The sequence below is a fragment of the Thiothrix eikelboomii genome (assembly GCF_900167255.1).
GTDB lineage: Bacteria > Pseudomonadota > Gammaproteobacteria > Thiotrichales > Thiotrichaceae > Thiolinea > Thiolinea eikelboomii.
Genome location: NZ_FUYB01000003.1, coordinates 292897 through 309525 on the forward strand (window position 1 = coordinate 292897; position 16629 = coordinate 309525).

A 16629-nucleotide genomic window follows, 5' to 3' on the forward strand; every position below is an offset into this window, starting at 1 on the left:
GGCAACCCCCTAAAATGACAAGGCCGTTAAAACAGCAAAACAGTCCACCATGAACAGGTGAACCCCGTCCGTCGTGAAGGCCACCAGCATAAGAACCCCACTAATCAGCAGTTGGCCTAGACTGGGTAACGAACCCCATTGATGCAGGCTGTAATAGCCGAACCACTGGAAGAGGCAGAGTGCAGCACAGGTAAGGCCGATACCGCGCCCGAGGGCGCGATAAGCAGATTCAAGGGTGATTTGAGTGAAGAGGGCGGTGAAGGGGTTCATGCTTGCACCTTCTTACTCACTAACTCCTTTTCAATCGCTGCAATCATCAGCCTAGCAGCAGCCTTCACGTCCTCATGATGAGGGCATAGTCTGATTAACTTATGTAAGGGTGCAGTGTCGTTAGAAGTACCCGCTTTAATGAGTACCCGAACCACAAACTGCTTAAAGGGATCAGCCGCTTTGTAAAGCGCTAAAAATTCTTGTGTTGAATCCTCGTGAGGGGTTGGGGAGTTCATGCTTGCACCTTCGCTTTAACGTTTTCAGCTTCAAAATCATTCGTTAAGTCCACGATGCGCTGTGCTTTGCTACGTGCTAAGTCCGATAAACTCACCATATCGCCCGAATCTAAGTCACAAGAGGCCAGCTGACAGGCCGTAGCTCCCTGATCCATTGCCCATAAATAAATGGCTTTAGTGATTGCCACTAGTTCAAAGGCTTCCGTGCGAATATCGCCTGTTACAAGGTCTTTCAATGGATCAGGGATGATTGGAAATGCAGGCGGTACGTGTTTTTTAGGTAAATCCCTAAGCAATTCACTGGTTTGTTGCTTAGCTTTAACAATCAGGTCATCAATCACCATGAAAACCGGAAGATGTGGAGAGGATTGATACTCATTTGATAGCAGGTCAAGGGCGCACCCAGCTTGTTCTAAGGTTGTACCAATCGCCTCAGCTTTGTCTATGAGGTCAGGTGAATTTTGGGTTTTGTTTGTGTTAGCATTCATGTTGCTAGTTCCTTTGAAATTAAGTGTTTATGGGTATTTAGCAAGGCTTAGAAGTGCTTCCAACACTCATAAGCCCTTAAGCGCCTCCACTCGTTGGGGGCGTTTTCGTTTATGCAGCCTCACTGGGCTTGTGTTCTTCGGCCTCCTCCTCTTTGGTTTCTCTCAAAATACGGACTAGTTCCGCGTTCATGCTTCGATCATTTCGCCGCGCCCGTTCTGTCAGCCATTGGTGAATGTCTGTGGGAATGCGGGCTTGTGTACGTTTTTCAGAATCCATATAAGTTCATCCCTATAGCATCTAATGGTGTCTAAGTAGTGTCTCTTATTAGATTAATATAGACACTATATGGTGTCAAATTCTTTTTGGTGTCAATGTGGTGTAATATCGCCACTATGGAAAAGAACAGTATAAGAATTACATTGCGGATACCTGAGCAACTGCATGAAAAACTTGCAAACTCAGCAGACTTGGGAACAAGAAGCCTTAACTCTGAAATAGTTAAAAGGCTGGAAGAGTCATTCTTATCGAATACAGATGATCGGCCTCTTACCGCTTCACAAGTGCGGGAACTGATAAAGGAAGAACTCGCCAAAGCAGGCAAAGGCTAAGAGGATACCGCCTAAGATGCACCTTGCTAAGTTGCTGATTTTCCTTAAAAGAACGAATTTCGTACTTTTGAAAGCTGAAGGTTTTGAACAAGCCTTAGCACATATTGCTAAGGCTAAAGGCAAGAAATTCACTCCAAACAGGTGGATAAATAAATCAGGAGAATATTGATGGGTGTAGCGAACAAAACGGCTGATCTCATTTTTGAACGGGTTCAGGGATTACCCGAAACACTGGCTTTAGAAGTGCTCGACTTCGTGGAGTTTCTGCAAAGCCGCCTTGAGCGCCAAGCCAATGAATGGGATGCACAAATAGCCGCCGATGCAGCCGCTGGAAAATTAGATTTTTTACTCCAGCAAGCACTTGATGCAGAACAGCAAGGGCAGTTACGCGAACTATGATAGAGCACAAGGCAACCCCGCAATTCTGGCAAGCATTGGAAGCACTACCTGAGCCAGTTCAAACCTTAGCACACAAAAACTTTGCACTGCTCAAACAGAACCCAGAATATCCTTCACTGCACTTTAAGTCAGTTGGTGCTCTGTGGTCTGCACGAGTTGGCTTGCATTATCGAGCCTTAGCCATCCAACGCCCACATGGTTTCACTTGGGTTTGGATTGGACACCATGCAGTTTATGACCAGATGATTAAAGGATGAAGAAAGCGGTGTTTAGTGCTGAATTGCCTAATGCTGAAACTGTTGCAGCCATGCAGGAAGCACGGGCAATGGCTGAATCCCGATTTAATCCAGTAAATGTACCTTAAGCAACGGTTTCCATTTTGGAAGTAACTCATAAACGCCCTGCAACCAAATATGAAAGGAAACAATATGAGCAATCTTGATGAGGATATGCGCCCTGAATATGATTTTTCGGGCGGTGTCCGTGGTAAGCACTACCAAACCAGCCAGCCTAGCCCCTTCATAGCGGGCATTCGTGTTGCCTACGATTGATGCGGATCTGTCTCGGGACTTTGATTCAGGCTCAGCTACGCCAGCTTGTGGAATTTTTTCCACAACCGCTTTTCCTTTATTATCAATAGCTTGCGATAGATAAGCCTTGGAAGATTTATCGCCACCTGCTTTAGCCTGTCGCTCCTTCGTCTCTTCCGCCAAAACCCGCTCAACTTCCAAGGCGACAAACGCACATTGCTAAGTTGCTGTTTTTCCTTAAAAGAACGAATTTCGTCTTTTTGAAAATAGACAGAGCTGTTTGAATAACCCTATACGTAAAGCCGCTCCAGACTGCGCCGCACTGCACCGACAGCCCCCAGCCGTCGTTTGTGTTCATAACATACCTGCGAGGTTGTAATTTTTCGCCTTGATAGCGGGTTCGAGTGCGTACCGAATCGCATCCCAACAATGATTATGTTTGTCGATCAAGTCCGGCAAGACATCGCCCGTTAAAGCATCGGTTTTGTAACTCCATAGCCGCGCTTCTTCGGCGGTATGCCTGCACTGTGGGTGAATGATGATGCGTTCAAAACTGCGTAGCTTGCTAATCCCATCCTCCACACTACCCTTCCACTTTCCGACAGATACCATTCTAGGATAACCGTTGCGCTTGAGGTGGCTAATGATTTCAGGTCGTGCATTATCGCCTCGAATAGTGTGCTGCTTGGCTTCAGGGATGCGCCCAAAGAACGTCGGTAGCTGGTCGGTTTCAATCCCTACCCCGTACAATTCGCGGTGAATATAGAGCGTCTTATCATCAATGAAACATTCAATTAAGGTAGTCGGGTCAGTGCTGAAGCCCCAATCAGACCCATAATAAGCCCCGTTCCAGTGAGCTTGAGGCTCAAACCATTCGATGCTGTACTTGTCTTTTAATACTTGAGCATTGCTATTCTTGCGACATTCACCACCCCAAATATGCTCAGCATCTTCAGTGCTCACCCGATACAGATAGTCCTTTTCCTTGCGTAAGGATTCGGGAAACCACGGGTTATCATGCCAATTGATCGACACCAGCAAGGTATTCGGGGGCGTGTGCGTAATAAAGCGTTCATAGGTCGGATCGGTTTTCTCATTCGGATTAAAGGATACCCAGATTTCTGAATCGGCCTTGCGGATCGTCGGAATCAGCACGTCCCAACTGGCTTTAGAGACGGTTTCAGCCTCTTCAATCCAACAAATATCAATCCCTTCCATACTTTTGATTTTGGTAATATTGGAGCGGATACCGCTAAAAATGAACTCTGTCCCCGCCTTACTGCTGATTTTGGTATCTGTCACGGTGAACAAGTGATTGAGTTGGAGCGCGTCGATTTGTGCGACCAGTAGCTTATGCACGCTTTCCTTGATGCTGTTCTGAATCTCACGAGCGCACAGCACGCGCAAAGGTTTTGATGCACCTAGCAGAATCAATACCCTAGCCAGACTCCACGACTTAGCACCACCTCTGCCACCATACGCCACTTTATAGCGATAGCGACCCAGTACGGGAAACGCTTGGAGCTTCTCCGGTAACTCAATCTTAAGCGGGTTCGCCATTACCATTGGATTTCACCCACTGCACCATTAAGTTTGAAATATTCGCGGTATGATCCACGTCCAATGATTGGGTAGGCTTGCCATGCCCTCGATCTAGTAGGCTATTAGCCGCGCTAATCCGTGCGGCATGAGGGGCTTCATGGTCATTCATAATCTCGACTAAGGTTTCTAAAGCTGCTTGGGTATATGCCCTAGCTGCATCACGCAATTCTAACTTCACCTTGTTGATACTGCCCTGCTTACGGCCTGCACCTTCTCGCTTTCCACCGTTTTGCATCGGTATCACCTCAATAACTGATTATTAATCAAATTTTAACATGACTTGCACTTTTAAAGCACAGTATCCAGCAGATAGACCTCCAGTGGCGAAATGATGATTTAGGCCGCTGGTGTACTTGGTGTACTTAGTGTACTTATAATCCGACATTTAAGGCTCTGGCGCTCTGTATAGGCTTTTTTGACTAATTATCAGTCTTTTTGTTCTTATTTTGTTCGTTATTTAATCTTAATTTAATTACTTAATATATTTTACTTATAAATATGGGTATTAATTAATCAATTTGGTGTACTTAGTGTACTTGGTGTACTTAGACTCCAAGTAGCTGCTCTCGAACATTTCAGGGTGAATATCCACCGCGTCAAGCTCCACCGCTGTAGGCATGGCGGCTTCCAGTTTAGCTATGCGCTTGGCTAGTGTTCTGTTCATGGCTGCTGAGCCTCTAATGCTTCCAAACGATTCTCTAAAACCTCGCGCTCAAGAGCTTGGCCTAATAGGTTCAGTAAGTAGCCTAGGCGTGTTGCGTCCTGAGTTTCGATTTTTCCGGCTCGTGCGTCCCTGTAGACCGCTGCTAATTCACGCCGGATTGCTGCAGCATTCTGTAAGTTAATTTTAGGGGGTGGGGTATTCGCTGGAATCAGCTCCCCCTCTGCACCCGATTGGTTTTGTTTTTCGCCGCGTTGCATCATGTTTGCCCTGTGGTGCGGTAAGTCATAGAGCCATTTTACCAAGGTAGCAGGTACTTTTCTTGATTCGTGCACTGCTGTTAGTAGTGGAACACCGGAACACGTGCCTTATTTCTAGGTGTTCCGCCTGCTGAAGACATAAAACCACTTAAAAACAATAACTTAACCATCTTGGAACACATGGAACACGTGGAACACCAAAAAAACAATGAAAACGAAAATCTACTTAGCTAACTCTGTAATAAAGGAAAAGATAGATAATGAAATATTAATAAAAACAGTTACTTAAATACAAAAATAGACACTACCAACTATCTACCTATGGTTATCTTTAACCCTGCTTAACCACTCTATATCGTTTTTCTCTAATATGAGTTTTTTTGGTGTTCCACGTGTTCCACGTGTTCCAGCTCTTAAATACAGGCATAAAAAAAGCCGGATTATCCGGCCTTTGGTTCATGCTTTTGGTGTATGGGTATCACTTGCGCCCCCGCTTTCAATCTATCCAGATAATCAGCCCATGCTTGCAGCATTTCGCGCCGCTTAGCTAAGTGCTTGGTTCTGTCATACGCGCCCTTATGTGGATCATTACCCTTGTGTGCAAGTTGCCTTTCTGCTGTCTTGGGATCATAACCTAATTGATCCTCTAGCAATGTTCTAGCAGTTGCCCTAAAGCCGTGCCCCGACATGGTGTCACTGTCATAGCCCATATTGCGAATGGCATACCTTATGGTATCTCTGCACATATGCCCCGAACTACCCTTTAAGCTGGGGAATACATACACGCTTCCCGTATTAAGCCGCTTTAGTTCATCAAATACTGCTATGGACTGACGACTTAAGGGGATAATGTGCTGATCTTGCTCCCAGTTGTTTTCCTTAACAATTTGAGGATTCTTCATACGCTTGGCTTCAATAGTCCATGTTGCAGTTTGCAGATTAACTTCACGCCATTCAGCACCCACAAGCTCGCTTGGCCTAAGCATGACTAAAGCTGCTAGTTTTAATAGGCACACCGTAGCGTAATAGCCATGATAGTGGTCAACATCACGTAAAAATTGCCCTAATAGAACAGGGTCGGTAATGGCTGCATGTGGCTTTGATCTACGAGGTTTTATCAGAACACTTAAGTCTATATCGGCGGGGTTCTCTTCTGTTAATCCCTTGGTTCGTGCATAGCGAAAGATTTTATAGAGCCAACGCCCTACACGCCTTGCTTGATCCAGTGAACCGCGCTTTGCTACCCGTTCCACGGTGTCACTAATAGCTTTGGTTCTAACTTCGCTGATGGGTGTGTCTTTACCAATTACAGGGAAAATATCGTTTTTGAAATAGTTAGCAATAGTATCTTTGCCTCTTTTAGCGCCTTCCTTGTTTTCTAACCATAAGAGCGCAACTGTACCAAAGCTAGTTGCAGACGCTTGGGCAACCTTTGCCGCCCGTTTCATTACCATAGGGTCAATCCCTTTAGTAAGCCCTATTTTTGCTTCACGGTGCGTTTTGCGGGCTTCTGTAATGGTAATGAGTGGATAAGTTCCAATAGGTAGGGTTTTGCGTTTGCCTGCAAATTGATAATCAAAGCGCCAATACATGCCAAACTTTCCAGACTGTAAAGGCTTTAAGTGCATATAAAGCCCCTCACCATCTACTAGCTTGTGTTTGTCTGGAACACGCTCACCACGATAAATGGCTTTTAATTCTGCATCTTTAAGGATACCCACGGTACTTGCTCCAAGCTGGTCATACGTACCTTAAAAAGTACCGTGTCTTATACGGTATCAGCAAGCTTTAAAGATAAGTTCACCCCGCTAAAACGCTATATTTAATGCGGGGTGTGACAGTATGGGAAGTTATTCAGGCCGCATATGCGGGAAAAGTATCACATCCCGAATCGAAGGCGCATTGGTAAACAGCATTACCAAGCGATCAATGCCAATCCCCTCGCCTGCGGTAGGTGGCATACCGTATTCTAAAGCCCGCACGAAGTCAGCATCATAATGCATGGCTTCATCATCCCCTGCTTCTTTCTCCAGCACTTGTTGGCGGAAACGTTCAGCTTGATCTTCAGCATCATTCAACTCAGAGAAGCCATTGCCAATTTCGCGCCCACCGATATAGAACTCAAAACGATCCGTCACAAACGGGTTGTCATCGTTCAAACGCGCAAGCGGTGATACCTCGGCTGGATGCTGCATCACAAACGTAGGTTGTTGCAATAAATGCTCCACGGTTTCCTCGAAAATCGAGATTTGCACTTTACCTAAACCATCACTGTCTTTCAGTGGCGCATGGACTTTTTTCGCAATGACCCGAGCAGATTCAAGATTATCAATCTGCTCAGCAGTCACTTCTGGATTGTATTTAAGGATCGCATCACGAATCGTAATCCGCTCAAAGGGCTGGCTGAAATCAAAAATTTGGCCTTGATATTGTACTTCAGTCGTACCCAGTAGATCTTGGGCCAAACCCTTAAACAGCGTTTCGGTCAGATCCATCATATCTACATAAGTAGCATAGGCTTGGTAGAATTCAATCATAGTGAATTCTGGATTATGCCGCACCGACACCCCTTCATTACGGAAGTTGCGATTGATTTCAAACACGCGCTCAAAACCACCAACGACTAAACGCTTTAAATACAGCTCAGGGGCAATCCGCAAATACATCGGTAAATCGAGTGCATTATGGTGGGTGATAAATGGACGTGCCGCAGCTCCACCCGGAATAATTTGCAACATCGGTGTTTCGACTTCCAGATATTCACGTTGCAGGAAAAAATGGCGGATATAGCTAATAATCTTTGAGCGCATACGGAAAGTATTGCGGCTGTCCTCGTTCATAATTAGATCAATATAGCGCTGCCGATAACGCTGCTCTTGATCCGTTAAGCCGTGGAATTTTTCAGGTAAAGGGCGCAAGGATTTAGTCAATAAGCGTACCGAATCCGCTTTGACTGAAAGCTCACCTGTTTGAGTTTTAAATAGCACACCTTGCACCGCAATAATATCACCAATATCTTGATGCTTGTAAGCGTCAAAACTGGCTTCACCCACTCGTTGCAATTGCACATAAATCTGTATACGCCCCGAGGTATCCGACAAGGTTGCAAAGCTGGCTTTGCCCATCATCCGGCGCAACATGACACGCCCTGCGATGGAAACTTTGACTTCATTGGTTTCAAACCATGCTTTGTCGTACTGCTCATAAGCGGCATGCAAATCGGCAGCTTTGTTTTCACGCACCACCTCATTCGGGAAAGCAGAACCTTGTGCACGCAAAGCAGCTAATTTCTCACGGCGTTGCTGAATTAATTGATTATCATCTTGATGAACCTGTTGCTGGCTCTCTTGTTCACTCATGGTCATCTGTCCGCTTTATAGTCCACTTTTTAGGCTCGCCTCAATAAAGCGGTCGAGTCCACCATCCAAAACTGCTTGGGTGTTAGAAGTTTCCACGCCCGTGCGTAAATCTTTTACCCGTGATTGATCCAGAACATAAGAACGAATCTGACTCCCCCAACCCACATCGGATTTAGTTTGCTCTAAGGCTTGCTTTTCTTCATTACGCTTGAGGAGTTCTAATTCATACAATTTCGCCCGCAACTGCTTCATGGCGGTATCTTTATTCTGATGCTGCGAGCGCCCGTTTTGGCATTGAACCACGGTATTGGTCGGCAAATGCGTAATCCGCACTGCTGATTCTGTGCGGTTAACATGCTGACCACCTGCCCCTGATGCACGATACACGTCAATCCGTAAATCAGCGGGATTAATATCAATCTCGATATTGTCATCAATTTCAGGAGAGACAAACACCGCTGAGAAAGAGGTATGCCGCGCACCGGCCGAGCTAAACGGCGACTTACGCACTAACCGATGCACACCGGTTTCGGTACGCAACCAACCGAAGGCATATTCACCTTGGAAACTAATCGTCGCACTCTTAATCCCCGCCACATCACCGGGTGAAGCTTCAATCAACTCAGTTTTAAAGCCTTTGGCCTCACCCCAACGTAGATACATGCGCAAGAGCATTTCTGTCCAATCTTGTGCCTCCGTACCACCTGCACCCGATTGAATATCTAAGAAAGCATTATTCCGATCTAATTCGCCTGAAAACATACGTTGGAATTCAAGCTTTTCGACCGCCTGCTCAAGGGTATCAACTTCAGCCGTCACTTCATTGGCACTGGTTTCATCGCCTTCGGCTTCGGCCATTTCCAACAGTTCATGCGCGTCATTCAAACCTTGGGTCAGGTGCTTGATCCCACCGACCACGGTATCTAACAAAGCCCGCTCTTTGCCCAAGGCTTGAGCATAATCTGGCTGATCCCAAATATTGGGATCTTCTAATTCGCGGTTAACCTCTTCGAGGCGTTCATGCTTAGTATCATAGTCAAAGATACCCCCTAAGCGCCTCTAAACGCGCTTGCAGGTCTTTGATTTTGGTGTAAATAAGATTCAGTTCCATGCTGCGACCGACACTCTAACTGTCAAAAGAAAAGCGTGGATAATAGCAATTTTGCACTGAACTGCCTAGACTAGATCAGTGTAGAGCCGTTGCTAGTTTAAACCTATTCAAACTTAAAATAGATACCCTCAACAGTTACTAACTCCATACTGTCATAGCATAGAAATTTTTATGCAATTTAGTTGCAAAATAATTTAGGCTAATAAAATTATGTCACCTGAAGATACGAATACGATTGCAGAAAATCTTTTAGGCCAAACTACTGGGCGCTCTACCCCTATACGTTTAGCGGTGCTTGGTATTTTACTAGCGGCAAAAACCGCTTTAAATCAACAAGAAATTGAACAACAAGCTACGCGGCAAGGCTTAACTGCGGATCGAGTGACTTTATATAGAACCTTAGATTGGTTAGTAGAGCAAGGTGTGGCACATCGTATTGCAAGTAATGACCGTACTTGGCGCTATAAGGCACAAGCCAATCTAGCTACCCCTCACGCTCACTTTCAATGTAAGCATTGTGGTCAGCTTTTTTGCTTAGAGCATCTACAACCTGCACTCTTAGTTAGCCTCCCACAGGGCTACCAACTAGATGCCATCGAACTAAAACTGCAAGGAACTTGCCCTAACTGTACTCTTAAATATGCAACTTAATTGCAATTCTAGCTTTATGTCTTTAGAATAAAATGCAACTAATTTGCAAATTTAAAGAGGTACTTGGTATGCGCGGCCTAATTTTATCGAGTAGTACGTTGGCTTTATGGCTGACTGCTGCCCCCTTATTATCGGCAGACACAGCACAGCAGTCAGCAACAATGCAAGCGCACACAGAGCATGAAGAACATAGTGCACACGAACATGGTGTAGGCAGCTTGAGTATCGCAGTTACCAACCAAACGATTGAAATTCAGCTTGATTCACCCGCTGCGAATGTCTTTGGCTTTGAACACGAGCCTAGTTCTGAAGCAGATCAGACAACGGTTGCTGAGATCTCTGCTAAGCTACAAGCAGGTTTGGATTTATTTGAATTTGATCAGGATGCGCAGTGTAAGCTTGAAAAAGCTGAGTTAACGACAGATAGTGAGCACTCAGAAGATCAAACAGATGCAAAAGCACATGAGCATGCTGCTGAAAACGAGACACCGACACATCGTGATATAACGGTAAACTGGCTATTTTCTTGTGAACAACCCAGTGCTTTAAAAACTATCACACCGCATTTGTTTAGCCAATTTAATGGCTTTGAAAAATTAGAGGTCAAATGGGTAACTGATCAGCATGCTTCTGCTAAGACCTTGGAACAAGATGAAGCGATTACTTTAGCTCCATGAAAGTATTGACCTCCAACAATTACAATTCCGTTGGCCGGGGCAAGCTCGCAATACCTTGACAATAGATGAGTTATGCGTCGCACAAGGCGAGCACTTGTTTATTCGCGGTTCGAGCGGCAGTGGCAAAACAACTTTATTGAATCTGCTGGCAGGAATTCTTACGCCTAGCAGTGGTCAATTGCGGGTTTTGGAACAAGATATGAACCAGCTCTCAAATGTGGCACGTGATCGTTTTCGTGCTGATCATCTGGGGATTATTTTCCAGCAGTTTAACTTACTGCCTTATCTATCTGTCCTAGACAATGTGACCCTGCCTTGTGAATTTTCTAAACGACGCCGTGAACAATCGGGAGAGTTAAACGCCACCGCCACCCGCTTATTGGAAGATTTAGGTCTAACTAATGCGATGACTACAACTTCAATTACGCAGTTAAGCGTTGGGCAGCAACAACGGGTGGCTGTAGCACGCGCCTTGATGGGCAAGCCAGAATTAATTATTGCCGATGAGCCGACTTCGGCATTGGATACCGACACACGCGATAGTTTCCTCGATCTATTGTTCAGCGAAGCGGAAGCACAAGGCAGCACAATTATTTTTGTCAGCCATGACCATCAACTAGCCTGCCATTTTTCGCGCACCTTAGATTTGCAGCGGGTCAATCCAGTATGATTTTGCTGAAATTAACCTTGCTGAGCTTATGGAATCGCCGTGCCAGTTTACTACTTACCATTTTAGCCATTGCGATTAGTATCACGCTCTTACTTAGCGTCGAATACATTCGTAAAGAAGCCAAAGCCAGCTTTTTAAGTACTATTTCCGGCACGGATTTAGTGGTAGGTGCACGCAGTGGCTCGGTACAATTATTGCTCTATAGTGTGTTTCGTATTGGCAATGCCACGAATAATATTAGCTGGAAATCCTACCAAGAACTTGCCGCTAACCCGCTGATTGAATGGACAGTTCCACTCTCTCTAGGAGATTCGCACAAGGGATTTCGTGTGTTAGGTACCAACCAAGATTATTTCCGCTACTATCGTTTTGGTGACAAACACACCCTAGAATTTGCCCAAGGTCAAACATTTTCTGGTGTCTTCGAGACAGTTTTAGGGGCAGAAGTCGCACGTAAACTGGGATATAAATTAGGCGATAAAATCGTAATTGCCCACGGCACAAGCAAAGTCAACACTGCCTTGCACGCGGATAAACCTTTTACCGTGATAGGCATTCTCAAGCCAACTGGCACTCCACTCGATCGTACTGTACACATTACTCTTGAAGGTTTGGAAGCGGTACACCTTGATTGGGTCGCCGGTACAAAAATTAATGGTTACAACCTGAGTGCCGAAGCAGTGCTTAAAAAAAATCTACAACCCAAACTAATTACCGCCTTTTTGGTGGGTCTGCAAAGTCGGGCAGCGGCATTTCGCGTACAGAGGGAGATTAATGATTATAAGCGTGAACCTCTACTGGCGATTCTTCCGGGGGTTACTCTCGCTGATCTTTGGCAAGCTTTAGGCCTGTTTGAAACTGTGCTACGGATGATCAGTGGCTTAGTCGTGGTAGCTGGCTTAGTAGGCATGTTAACCACCGTGCTATCCACTCTCAATGAGCGCCGACGTGAGATGGCCATTTTACGCGCCGTTGGTGCGCACCCTCGGCATATTCTGCTACTTTTTATTTTGGAAGCTTTGGTATTGACACTAGTGGGCTGCTTAATAGGCATGATGTTTATGTTTGCCCTAGTCTACCTAGCACGACCGTGGGTCATTGCTGAATATGGCTTTTATTTACGTACTTGGCTACCCGATTTAAGCAGCCTTAGCTTGGTTGCTATAGTAGCTAGTTTAGCATTAGTTTTAAGCTTATTACCCGGAACTATTGCCTATCGCCGCTCATTACAAGATGGCTTAACCATAAGAACTTGAGATGATAATACGTTTATTGATGATCGCTTTAATTAGCCTAGTATTAAGCGCTTGCTCTGATAACCAACAAGAGCCGACAGCACAAAATTCAGCGTCTGTTAGCGAGGTCAAGACTGAGCAAATCTCAAAAACTCCCCTGCTTAAACAACCCGAAGCCAATTTAACGAGTGCTAACAAGAATGACTATCAAGCCCTACGCTGGGAAGACTTAGAGCTACCAGGGCAAGGCTTAGCGGAGATTATGCGTAAATACCAGCCCTTACTAGATAAAGTTAGTGATACGGATGTTGAGCAAGGCGATAAACTGATGGAAGCGTTACAAAATGAACTGAATGCAGCTCCCACCAATCCAGCCCTGAATGGTAAACGCATCCAACTAAACGGCTTTGTGTCCCCACTCGAAGTCGATGAGCAGAATGGACAAATTAAAGAGTTTCTGTTAGTGCCCTATTTTGGGGCTTGTATTCATGTACCCCCACCGCCGGTTAATCAAACCCTATTAGTCAATCCCCAAACAGGCAAGAGCATTCATCTAGAACAGATTTACGAACCGGTGACTGTATCGGGCGTACTGACGGTCAAAGCATCCAAAACTAAACTGGCTCAAGCTGGCTATCAAATTACAGAAGCCGTGATTGAGCCCTTCAAAGAACCTAAAGAAGGGCTCGTGACTGATACCCAAAACTAGTACAACTTAGTTAAGCCTAAGTTTACTAACAAATAAGTCTGTATAGGTGTGGGTTCACCCTTTAATATTCGCCGCGCTTAAGTTTATTGGGTGGCAAAGTGGCCCGATTATTCAAAGCATGTTGCACAGCAATCGCCAATAAAATCCCACAACACACTAAAGCGAACAGGCTCACAATCCAATTGGCCTGCCACTGATTGATCGCGACTGCCACCAAGCCCCAAACAGCGACAAGAGAGGCTTCACGCATATTGCGTAATCGAGTCCAAAGCACATAAATCGTGGTTAAACTAGCCAAAGCAACAATAGCCCAAAAACCACCGGAGAAGAAAGGTGGCGTCTCAAAGATGGCTTGTAGCCAAGCGGCTAGGTTCAAAGCAAAGGCTAAGGTAATCCAGCCTGTATAAATACAAATCGGCCACCAAACAAAATAAATAATCCGTACTGGCGCATCCCATAGCTCCAAGCGCAAGCGCAAGACCAGTTGAATTAAGCAGGCAAACAAGCCAATCATTAACAACAAAGACAAACCAATGGCTGAATTAACCCAAGCCAAAATCCATAGACCATTAAATAGGTTACTTAAAGCGAACCAAATCCCAGCCGGTGCGAGAGAGTGCTCATCTTGGCCTAAGGTGTGCGATTTCCATTGATACCAAAGAAAGCCAATCAGCAGCAGATAAATCAAGCCCCAGATTGAAAATGCATAGCCTGCAGGTGTCAACAAGGTTTGATATTGAGCACTCACATCGGCGACCGTAACACCACTCAACCAGCCGCTAGAGCTAGCTATATTTAAACCTAGCATCAAGATAAAACTGCCAATATTGAGCCACAATAAATTTTGATTGCTTAAGTTCATTCTAATGCCCCTTTGGTTTAAACAAATAATAAACTTAGCTTAGTTTTAGCCTAATTCATGCAACTCTGCTGAGTTTTATTCCATTAGTTTTTACAATGTCTCTTTCCAGCTCACTCAAGAAAAATCTACCCTAGTTAAAACCGCCACTCAGGCAAAAATACTTAAATTTTTGGAGCTTGATCATGATTCAATTAACCCCAGAAGGTCAACAGCTAGTCGATCACTTAGCCCAGCGCTACCAGTTATCCCCGGCTGCCGTTACAACCATGCTAGTCGCGGTGCATCAAGGTCAAGGCACAATGGCACAATTCAATCATCCTGAATTGGGAGGTCTCGGGCAGTGGATGCTCAATGGTATGAGTATGATTGGCGATATGTTTAATCAGAACTTAAAAACCACGGTTGATCATTTAGGACAAGACCTAGCGAAGGCTTTCACAAGTGGCACTATTTTGATTGCGCCTAGCGAATCGTCTGGGGATCACACAGACAATACCAGTAGCTCATCCAGTTCGAAGGCTTGGTGGCCAAGTGAGTTAGGTCATCCTAGTAGTAGTGGAGCACAAAACCAAACTCGTTATGCTTGGTTTCCAGCCACTGCACGCTTGGCGATTGAGCAAAACGGCAAATTGACGGTGTATGATACTAAGGATCATCAAATTAGCGGTGTATCCCAACAGCAAGATGGCGCTGAGACTAGCCTGACTTTTACCAGTCAACATGGCAGAGTTAAAGTTGATAGTTTACCCTTAGTCACAACCGTTAACTAACTAGTCAACGAGCTAAATAGCGGCACTCATCGGTTCTGGTTGCAAATAAGCCTGTAAACGCTGGCTTGTTTCACGCAAATTAGCCATAGACTGCCGCAAATTGTCTAGCTGCTCATGGGCAAACACTAATTCGTCTTCTTCCCACAAAAAGCCTAAATCGACCAGCTCATCTGCTTCGTCCACATAAGCATCCGGTAACAGAATAGCGTTCTGCACACTCAGCTGCATAAACTGCTCATCAGAGCGGCGCTTTTGCCATAGAGCGACTAACACTAAAAATAGGGAACTCAGTGCCGTCATTTTCCAAACCAAAGGCGAAGTAAACACCCCCTGCCACGTATTCTCCAACTTCGGTATAGCGGGTGCTGCCTCCATCAGTGCGGGTCGAGCCATGCCTGTCGGGCCAGCTGCCCCGCTAACCTCGCCAATTGGGGCTTGAGCCTTTGCAAGCTGTAAAGCTGCTAATTCTTGTTCACGGCGGATCAATAAGCGGTTCTTTTCTTGGATTAATGCTTTAAGCTCAGTATTTTCGTGCACTTTCGTGGTTAATAAATTCTGAGCTTGATCGAGGCGTTCTTGCAAATCCGTTAATTTTAAGGGTAAAGCTAAGGCCTGCGGTTTAAGCACTGGAGAAGATGATTTAGGTACACTCGCGACTTGTACGGGCATCGGTGTTGGCTCAGCAACTCGACCCTGCCGACTTTGCCTCACCACTGCTGGTGTTTTTAATATAGCTCCGCGTTTGAGCTGATGGAGATCACCTTCCACAAAAGCATGAGGATTACGTGCATACAGCGCTAAGACCTTCTCATCCAAAGTCAAAGAGCTAATATTTAAACGTTCAGCAATGGTGAAAATACTCTCAGCTTTCCGCACCCGATAGCGATATTTAAATGCCAATTGAGGTAAAGCTATCGCAACCTTAGGCGCTCGCGGCTTGATCGGCTTAGAGCGAGAGCGCTGTGGATTTTTGGTAGAGCGTGTAGCCAAAACAGGTTCAAGCGTGTTTTCAACTAAAGTCGCCGAGTTCAGTGGCTCAAATTCAGTCGGAACGCTTGGCACTTGCTGTTGTAGTGGGGCTTGAGCCAAGTTTGCCAAGTCTGAGCTAGGCTCAGCTAAAGCAACAGCATAGCGCTTTAGCAAATGCCCCTTCGGGCTAGTTAGCTCCAATAGTAAATTAAACTCTGACTCAGTAACGGCTTGTGAAGAACTAATCAGGAGATAGTTTTTGCCACCTTTCATGGAGCACGCAAATCTCAAGCTATCCATAAACGGCGGGCGCGCGAGCTGAGCTTGAGCAAACAAACTCGGCGGAGCTAGGTGGACTTGTAACTTAGCCAACTCTTGCTCAGTCGCTTGCAGCAATTCGATGCGCGCTTTAAAGGGCTGATTGACCTGCGAATTCAATTGAATCTCGCCTAAACTTAAAGCAGAGCTTAGGCTAGGATAAGTACCCGCCATCACTAACATTAAACCGATAGCTTGTTTTTTTACCAATTTTACCCTCAATCGCTGCTCGCCAGCGGCTGG

24 protein-coding genes are annotated in these 16629 nt (G+C 45.4%); 11 read left to right on the forward strand and 13 right to left on the reverse strand.

The annotated features are described in order from the left end of the window. Nucleotides 1-9: 9 nt before the first annotated feature. The 4 genes from B5D50_RS05320 to B5D50_RS05335 all read right to left on the reverse strand — a co-directional run bounded on the left by B5D50_RS05320 (nt 10) and on the right by B5D50_RS05335 (nt 1271). On the reverse strand, nt 10-270 hold the full coding sequence (locus tag B5D50_RS05320) for a hypothetical protein (RefSeq protein WP_078921547.1): 261 nt from the start codon (nt 268-270) through the stop codon (nt 10-12). Further along, on the reverse strand, nt 267-506 hold the full coding sequence (locus B5D50_RS05325) for a hypothetical protein (protein ID WP_078921548.1): 240 nt from the start codon (nt 504-506) through the stop codon (nt 267-269). The genes B5D50_RS05320 and B5D50_RS05325 overlap by 4 nt, the downstream gene beginning before the upstream one ends. After that, nucleotides 503-994 carry a hypothetical protein gene (locus B5D50_RS05330; protein WP_078921549.1) on the reverse strand — a complete coding sequence of 164 codons (492 nt, stop codon included), beginning with the start codon at nt 992-994 and terminating at the stop codon, nt 503-505. The genes B5D50_RS05325 and B5D50_RS05330 overlap by 4 nt, the downstream gene beginning before the upstream one ends. A 109-nt stretch (nt 995-1103) precedes the next feature. Then, on the reverse strand, nt 1104-1271 hold the full coding sequence (locus B5D50_RS05335; RefSeq protein WP_078921550.1) for a FitA-like ribbon-helix-helix domain-containing protein: 168 nt from the start codon (nt 1269-1271) through the stop codon (nt 1104-1106). 116 nt (nt 1272-1387) lie between these two features. Here B5D50_RS05335 and B5D50_RS05340 point away from each other — a divergent pair, with 116 nt between their 5' ends. The 5 genes from B5D50_RS05340 (at nt 1388) to B5D50_RS20740 (ending at nt 2553) form a co-directional block, all read left to right on the forward strand. Then, a complete protein-coding gene (locus B5D50_RS05340; protein WP_143594260.1) occupies nt 1388-1603 on the forward strand; it encodes an Arc family DNA-binding protein in 216 nt (71 codons plus the stop codon). 16 nt (nt 1604-1619) lie between these two features. Further along, nucleotides 1620-1772 carry a hypothetical protein gene (locus B5D50_RS20310; RefSeq protein WP_159448577.1) on the forward strand — a complete coding sequence of 51 codons (153 nt, stop codon included), beginning with the start codon at nt 1620-1622 and terminating at the stop codon, nt 1770-1772. Further along, nucleotides 1772-2002: a hypothetical protein gene (locus tag B5D50_RS05345; protein WP_078921552.1), complete on the forward strand. Its 231-nt coding sequence runs from the start codon at nt 1772-1774 to the stop codon at nt 2000-2002. The genes B5D50_RS20310 and B5D50_RS05345 overlap by 1 nt, the downstream gene beginning before the upstream one ends. After that, complete coding sequence (locus B5D50_RS05350; protein WP_234975803.1) at nt 1999-2259, forward strand: hypothetical protein; 261 nt, start codon at nt 1999-2001, stop codon at nt 2257-2259. The genes B5D50_RS05345 and B5D50_RS05350 overlap by 4 nt, the downstream gene beginning before the upstream one ends. Nucleotides 2260-2430: 171 nt before the next feature. Then, on the forward strand, nt 2431-2553 hold the full coding sequence (locus B5D50_RS20740; RefSeq protein ID WP_268807801.1) for a hypothetical protein: 123 nt from the start codon (nt 2431-2433) through the stop codon (nt 2551-2553). 333 nt (nt 2554-2886) lie between these two features. Here B5D50_RS20740 and B5D50_RS05360 read toward each other — a convergent pair whose 3' ends face one another. From B5D50_RS05360 to prfB, 7 genes are all read right to left on the reverse strand, one after another. Beyond that, nucleotides 2887-4092, reverse strand: a complete 1206-nt coding sequence (locus B5D50_RS05360; protein ID WP_078921554.1) for a PBSX family phage terminase large subunit — start codon at nt 4090-4092, stop codon at nt 2887-2889. Beyond that, entirely contained in the window at nt 4076-4369 is a 294-nt protein-coding gene (locus B5D50_RS05365; protein ID WP_078921555.1) for a hypothetical protein, read from the reverse strand. Before B5D50_RS05365 ends, B5D50_RS05360 begins: the two co-directional genes overlap by 17 nt. Before the next feature lie 270 nt (nt 4370-4639). Then, nucleotides 4640-4798: a hypothetical protein gene (locus B5D50_RS20315; RefSeq protein WP_159448578.1), complete on the reverse strand. Its 159-nt coding sequence runs from the start codon at nt 4796-4798 to the stop codon at nt 4640-4642. Beyond that, entirely contained in the window at nt 4795-5058 is a 264-nt protein-coding gene (locus tag B5D50_RS05370) for a hypothetical protein (RefSeq protein ID WP_200807035.1), read from the reverse strand. Before B5D50_RS05370 ends, B5D50_RS20315 begins: the two co-directional genes overlap by 4 nt. Before the next feature lie 437 nt (nt 5059-5495). Further along, nucleotides 5496-6776, reverse strand: coding sequence for a tyrosine-type recombinase/integrase (locus B5D50_RS05375; RefSeq protein WP_078921557.1), 1281 nt, complete (start codon nt 6774-6776; stop codon nt 5496-5498). 129 nt (nt 6777-6905) lie between these two features. Then, the gene (gene lysS, locus B5D50_RS05380) at nt 6906-8414 is read right to left on the reverse strand and encodes a lysine--tRNA ligase (RefSeq protein WP_078921650.1); all 1509 of its coding nucleotides are present in this window, start codon (nt 8412-8414) and stop codon (nt 6906-6908) included. Nucleotides 8415-8429: 15 nt separating this feature from the next. Next, a protein-coding gene (gene prfB, locus B5D50_RS05385; protein ID WP_143594261.1) for a peptide chain release factor 2 occupies nt 8430-9525 on the reverse strand; the annotation gives its coding sequence in 2 pieces (ribosomal slippage) (nt 8430-9452 and nt 9454-9525; 1095 coding nt in all). A gap of 210 nt (nt 9526-9735) precedes the next feature. Between prfB and B5D50_RS05390 the strand changes: the two genes are divergently transcribed. The 5 genes from B5D50_RS05390 to B5D50_RS05410 all read left to right on the forward strand — a co-directional run bounded on the left by B5D50_RS05390 (nt 9736) and on the right by B5D50_RS05410 (nt 13467). Next, nucleotides 9736-10176, forward strand: coding sequence for a Fur family transcriptional regulator (locus B5D50_RS05390; protein ID WP_078921559.1), 441 nt, complete (start codon nt 9736-9738; stop codon nt 10174-10176). A gap of 68 nt (nt 10177-10244) precedes the next feature. Next, nucleotides 10245-10853, forward strand: a complete 609-nt coding sequence (locus B5D50_RS05395) for a DUF2796 domain-containing protein (RefSeq protein ID WP_159448579.1) — start codon at nt 10245-10247, stop codon at nt 10851-10853. A 55-nt stretch (nt 10854-10908) separates the two neighbouring features. After that, the gene (locus B5D50_RS05400) at nt 10909-11523 is read left to right on the forward strand and encodes an ABC transporter ATP-binding protein (RefSeq protein ID WP_234975804.1); all 615 of its coding nucleotides are present in this window, start codon (nt 10909-10911) and stop codon (nt 11521-11523) included. Continuing rightward, nucleotides 11520-12779 (forward strand): ABC transporter permease, encoded by a 1260-nt coding sequence (locus B5D50_RS05405; protein ID WP_078921562.1) that lies wholly within the window; start codon nt 11520-11522, stop codon nt 12777-12779. Before B5D50_RS05400 ends, B5D50_RS05405 begins: the two co-directional genes overlap by 4 nt. A 1-nt stretch (nt 12780) precedes the next feature. Then, the gene (locus B5D50_RS05410) at nt 12781-13467 is read left to right on the forward strand and encodes a DUF3299 domain-containing protein (protein WP_078921563.1); all 687 of its coding nucleotides are present in this window, start codon (nt 12781-12783) and stop codon (nt 13465-13467) included. A gap of 61 nt (nt 13468-13528) precedes the next feature. Here the strand turns inward: B5D50_RS05410 and B5D50_RS05415 are convergent, their stop codons facing one another. Continuing rightward, nucleotides 13529-14329 carry a hypothetical protein gene (locus B5D50_RS05415; protein ID WP_078921564.1) on the reverse strand — a complete coding sequence of 267 codons (801 nt, stop codon included), beginning with the start codon at nt 14327-14329 and terminating at the stop codon, nt 13529-13531. 182 nt (nt 14330-14511) lie between these two features. Between B5D50_RS05415 and B5D50_RS05420 the strand changes: the two genes are divergently transcribed. Further along, a complete protein-coding gene (locus B5D50_RS05420; RefSeq protein WP_078921565.1) occupies nt 14512-15099 on the forward strand; it encodes a hypothetical protein in 588 nt (195 codons plus the stop codon). Nucleotides 15100-15111: 12 nt separating this feature from the next. On the opposite strand, the gene B5D50_RS05425 is transcribed toward B5D50_RS05420, so the two are convergent. Then, a complete protein-coding gene (locus B5D50_RS05425; protein ID WP_078921566.1) occupies nt 15112-16596 on the reverse strand; it encodes a type IV pilus assembly protein FimV in 1485 nt (494 codons plus the stop codon). Nucleotides 16597-16629: the final 33 nt, after the last annotated feature.

Excerpts from the sequence above, each read along its gene's own strand:
- B5D50_RS20310 (WP_159448577.1), top strand. The coding sequence starts at position 1,620 with ATGCACCTTGCTAAGTTGCTGATTTTCCTTAAAAGAACGAATTTCGTA.
- B5D50_RS05365 (WP_078921555.1), bottom strand. The coding sequence starts at position 4,369 with ATGCAAAACGGTGGAAAGCGAGAAGGTGCAGGCCGTAAGCAGGGCAGT.
- B5D50_RS20740 (WP_268807801.1), top strand. The coding sequence starts at position 2,431 with ATGAGCAATCTTGATGAGGATATGCGCCCTGAATATGATTTTTCGGGC.
- B5D50_RS05415 (WP_078921564.1), bottom strand. The coding sequence starts at position 14,329 with ATGAACTTAAGCAATCAAAATTTATTGTGGCTCAATATTGGCAGTTTT.
- B5D50_RS05345 (WP_078921552.1), top strand. The coding sequence starts at position 1,772 with ATGGGTGTAGCGAACAAAACGGCTGATCTCATTTTTGAACGGGTTCAG.
- B5D50_RS05350 (WP_234975803.1), top strand. The coding sequence starts at position 1,999 with ATGATAGAGCACAAGGCAACCCCGCAATTCTGGCAAGCATTGGAAGCA.
- B5D50_RS05320 (WP_078921547.1), bottom strand. The coding sequence starts at position 270 with ATGAACCCCTTCACCGCCCTCTTCACTCAAATCACCCTTGAATCTGCT.
- B5D50_RS05370 (WP_200807035.1), bottom strand. The coding sequence starts at position 5,058 with ATGATGCAACGCGGCGAAAAACAAAACCAATCGGGTGCAGAGGGGGAG.
- B5D50_RS20315 (WP_159448578.1), bottom strand. The coding sequence starts at position 4,798 with ATGAACAGAACACTAGCCAAGCGCATAGCTAAACTGGAAGCCGCCATG.
- B5D50_RS05410 (WP_078921563.1), top strand. The coding sequence starts at position 12,781 with ATGATAATACGTTTATTGATGATCGCTTTAATTAGCCTAGTATTAAGC.
- B5D50_RS05395 (WP_159448579.1), top strand. The coding sequence starts at position 10,245 with ATGCGCGGCCTAATTTTATCGAGTAGTACGTTGGCTTTATGGCTGACT.
- B5D50_RS05420 (WP_078921565.1), top strand. The coding sequence starts at position 14,512 with ATGATTCAATTAACCCCAGAAGGTCAACAGCTAGTCGATCACTTAGCC.
- B5D50_RS05390 (WP_078921559.1), top strand. The coding sequence starts at position 9,736 with ATGTCACCTGAAGATACGAATACGATTGCAGAAAATCTTTTAGGCCAA.
- B5D50_RS05325 (WP_078921548.1), bottom strand. The coding sequence starts at position 506 with ATGAACTCCCCAACCCCTCACGAGGATTCAACACAAGAATTTTTAGCG.
- B5D50_RS05330 (WP_078921549.1), bottom strand. The coding sequence starts at position 994 with ATGAATGCTAACACAAACAAAACCCAAAATTCACCTGACCTCATAGAC.
- lysS (WP_078921650.1), bottom strand. The coding sequence starts at position 8,414 with ATGAGTGAACAAGAGAGCCAGCAACAGGTTCATCAAGATGATAATCAA.
- B5D50_RS05405 (WP_078921562.1), top strand. The coding sequence starts at position 11,520 with ATGATTTTGCTGAAATTAACCTTGCTGAGCTTATGGAATCGCCGTGCC.
- B5D50_RS05340 (WP_143594260.1), top strand. The coding sequence starts at position 1,388 with ATGGAAAAGAACAGTATAAGAATTACATTGCGGATACCTGAGCAACTG.
- B5D50_RS05335 (WP_078921550.1), bottom strand. The coding sequence starts at position 1,271 with ATGGATTCTGAAAAACGTACACAAGCCCGCATTCCCACAGACATTCAC.
- B5D50_RS05360 (WP_078921554.1), bottom strand. The coding sequence starts at position 4,092 with ATGGCGAACCCGCTTAAGATTGAGTTACCGGAGAAGCTCCAAGCGTTT.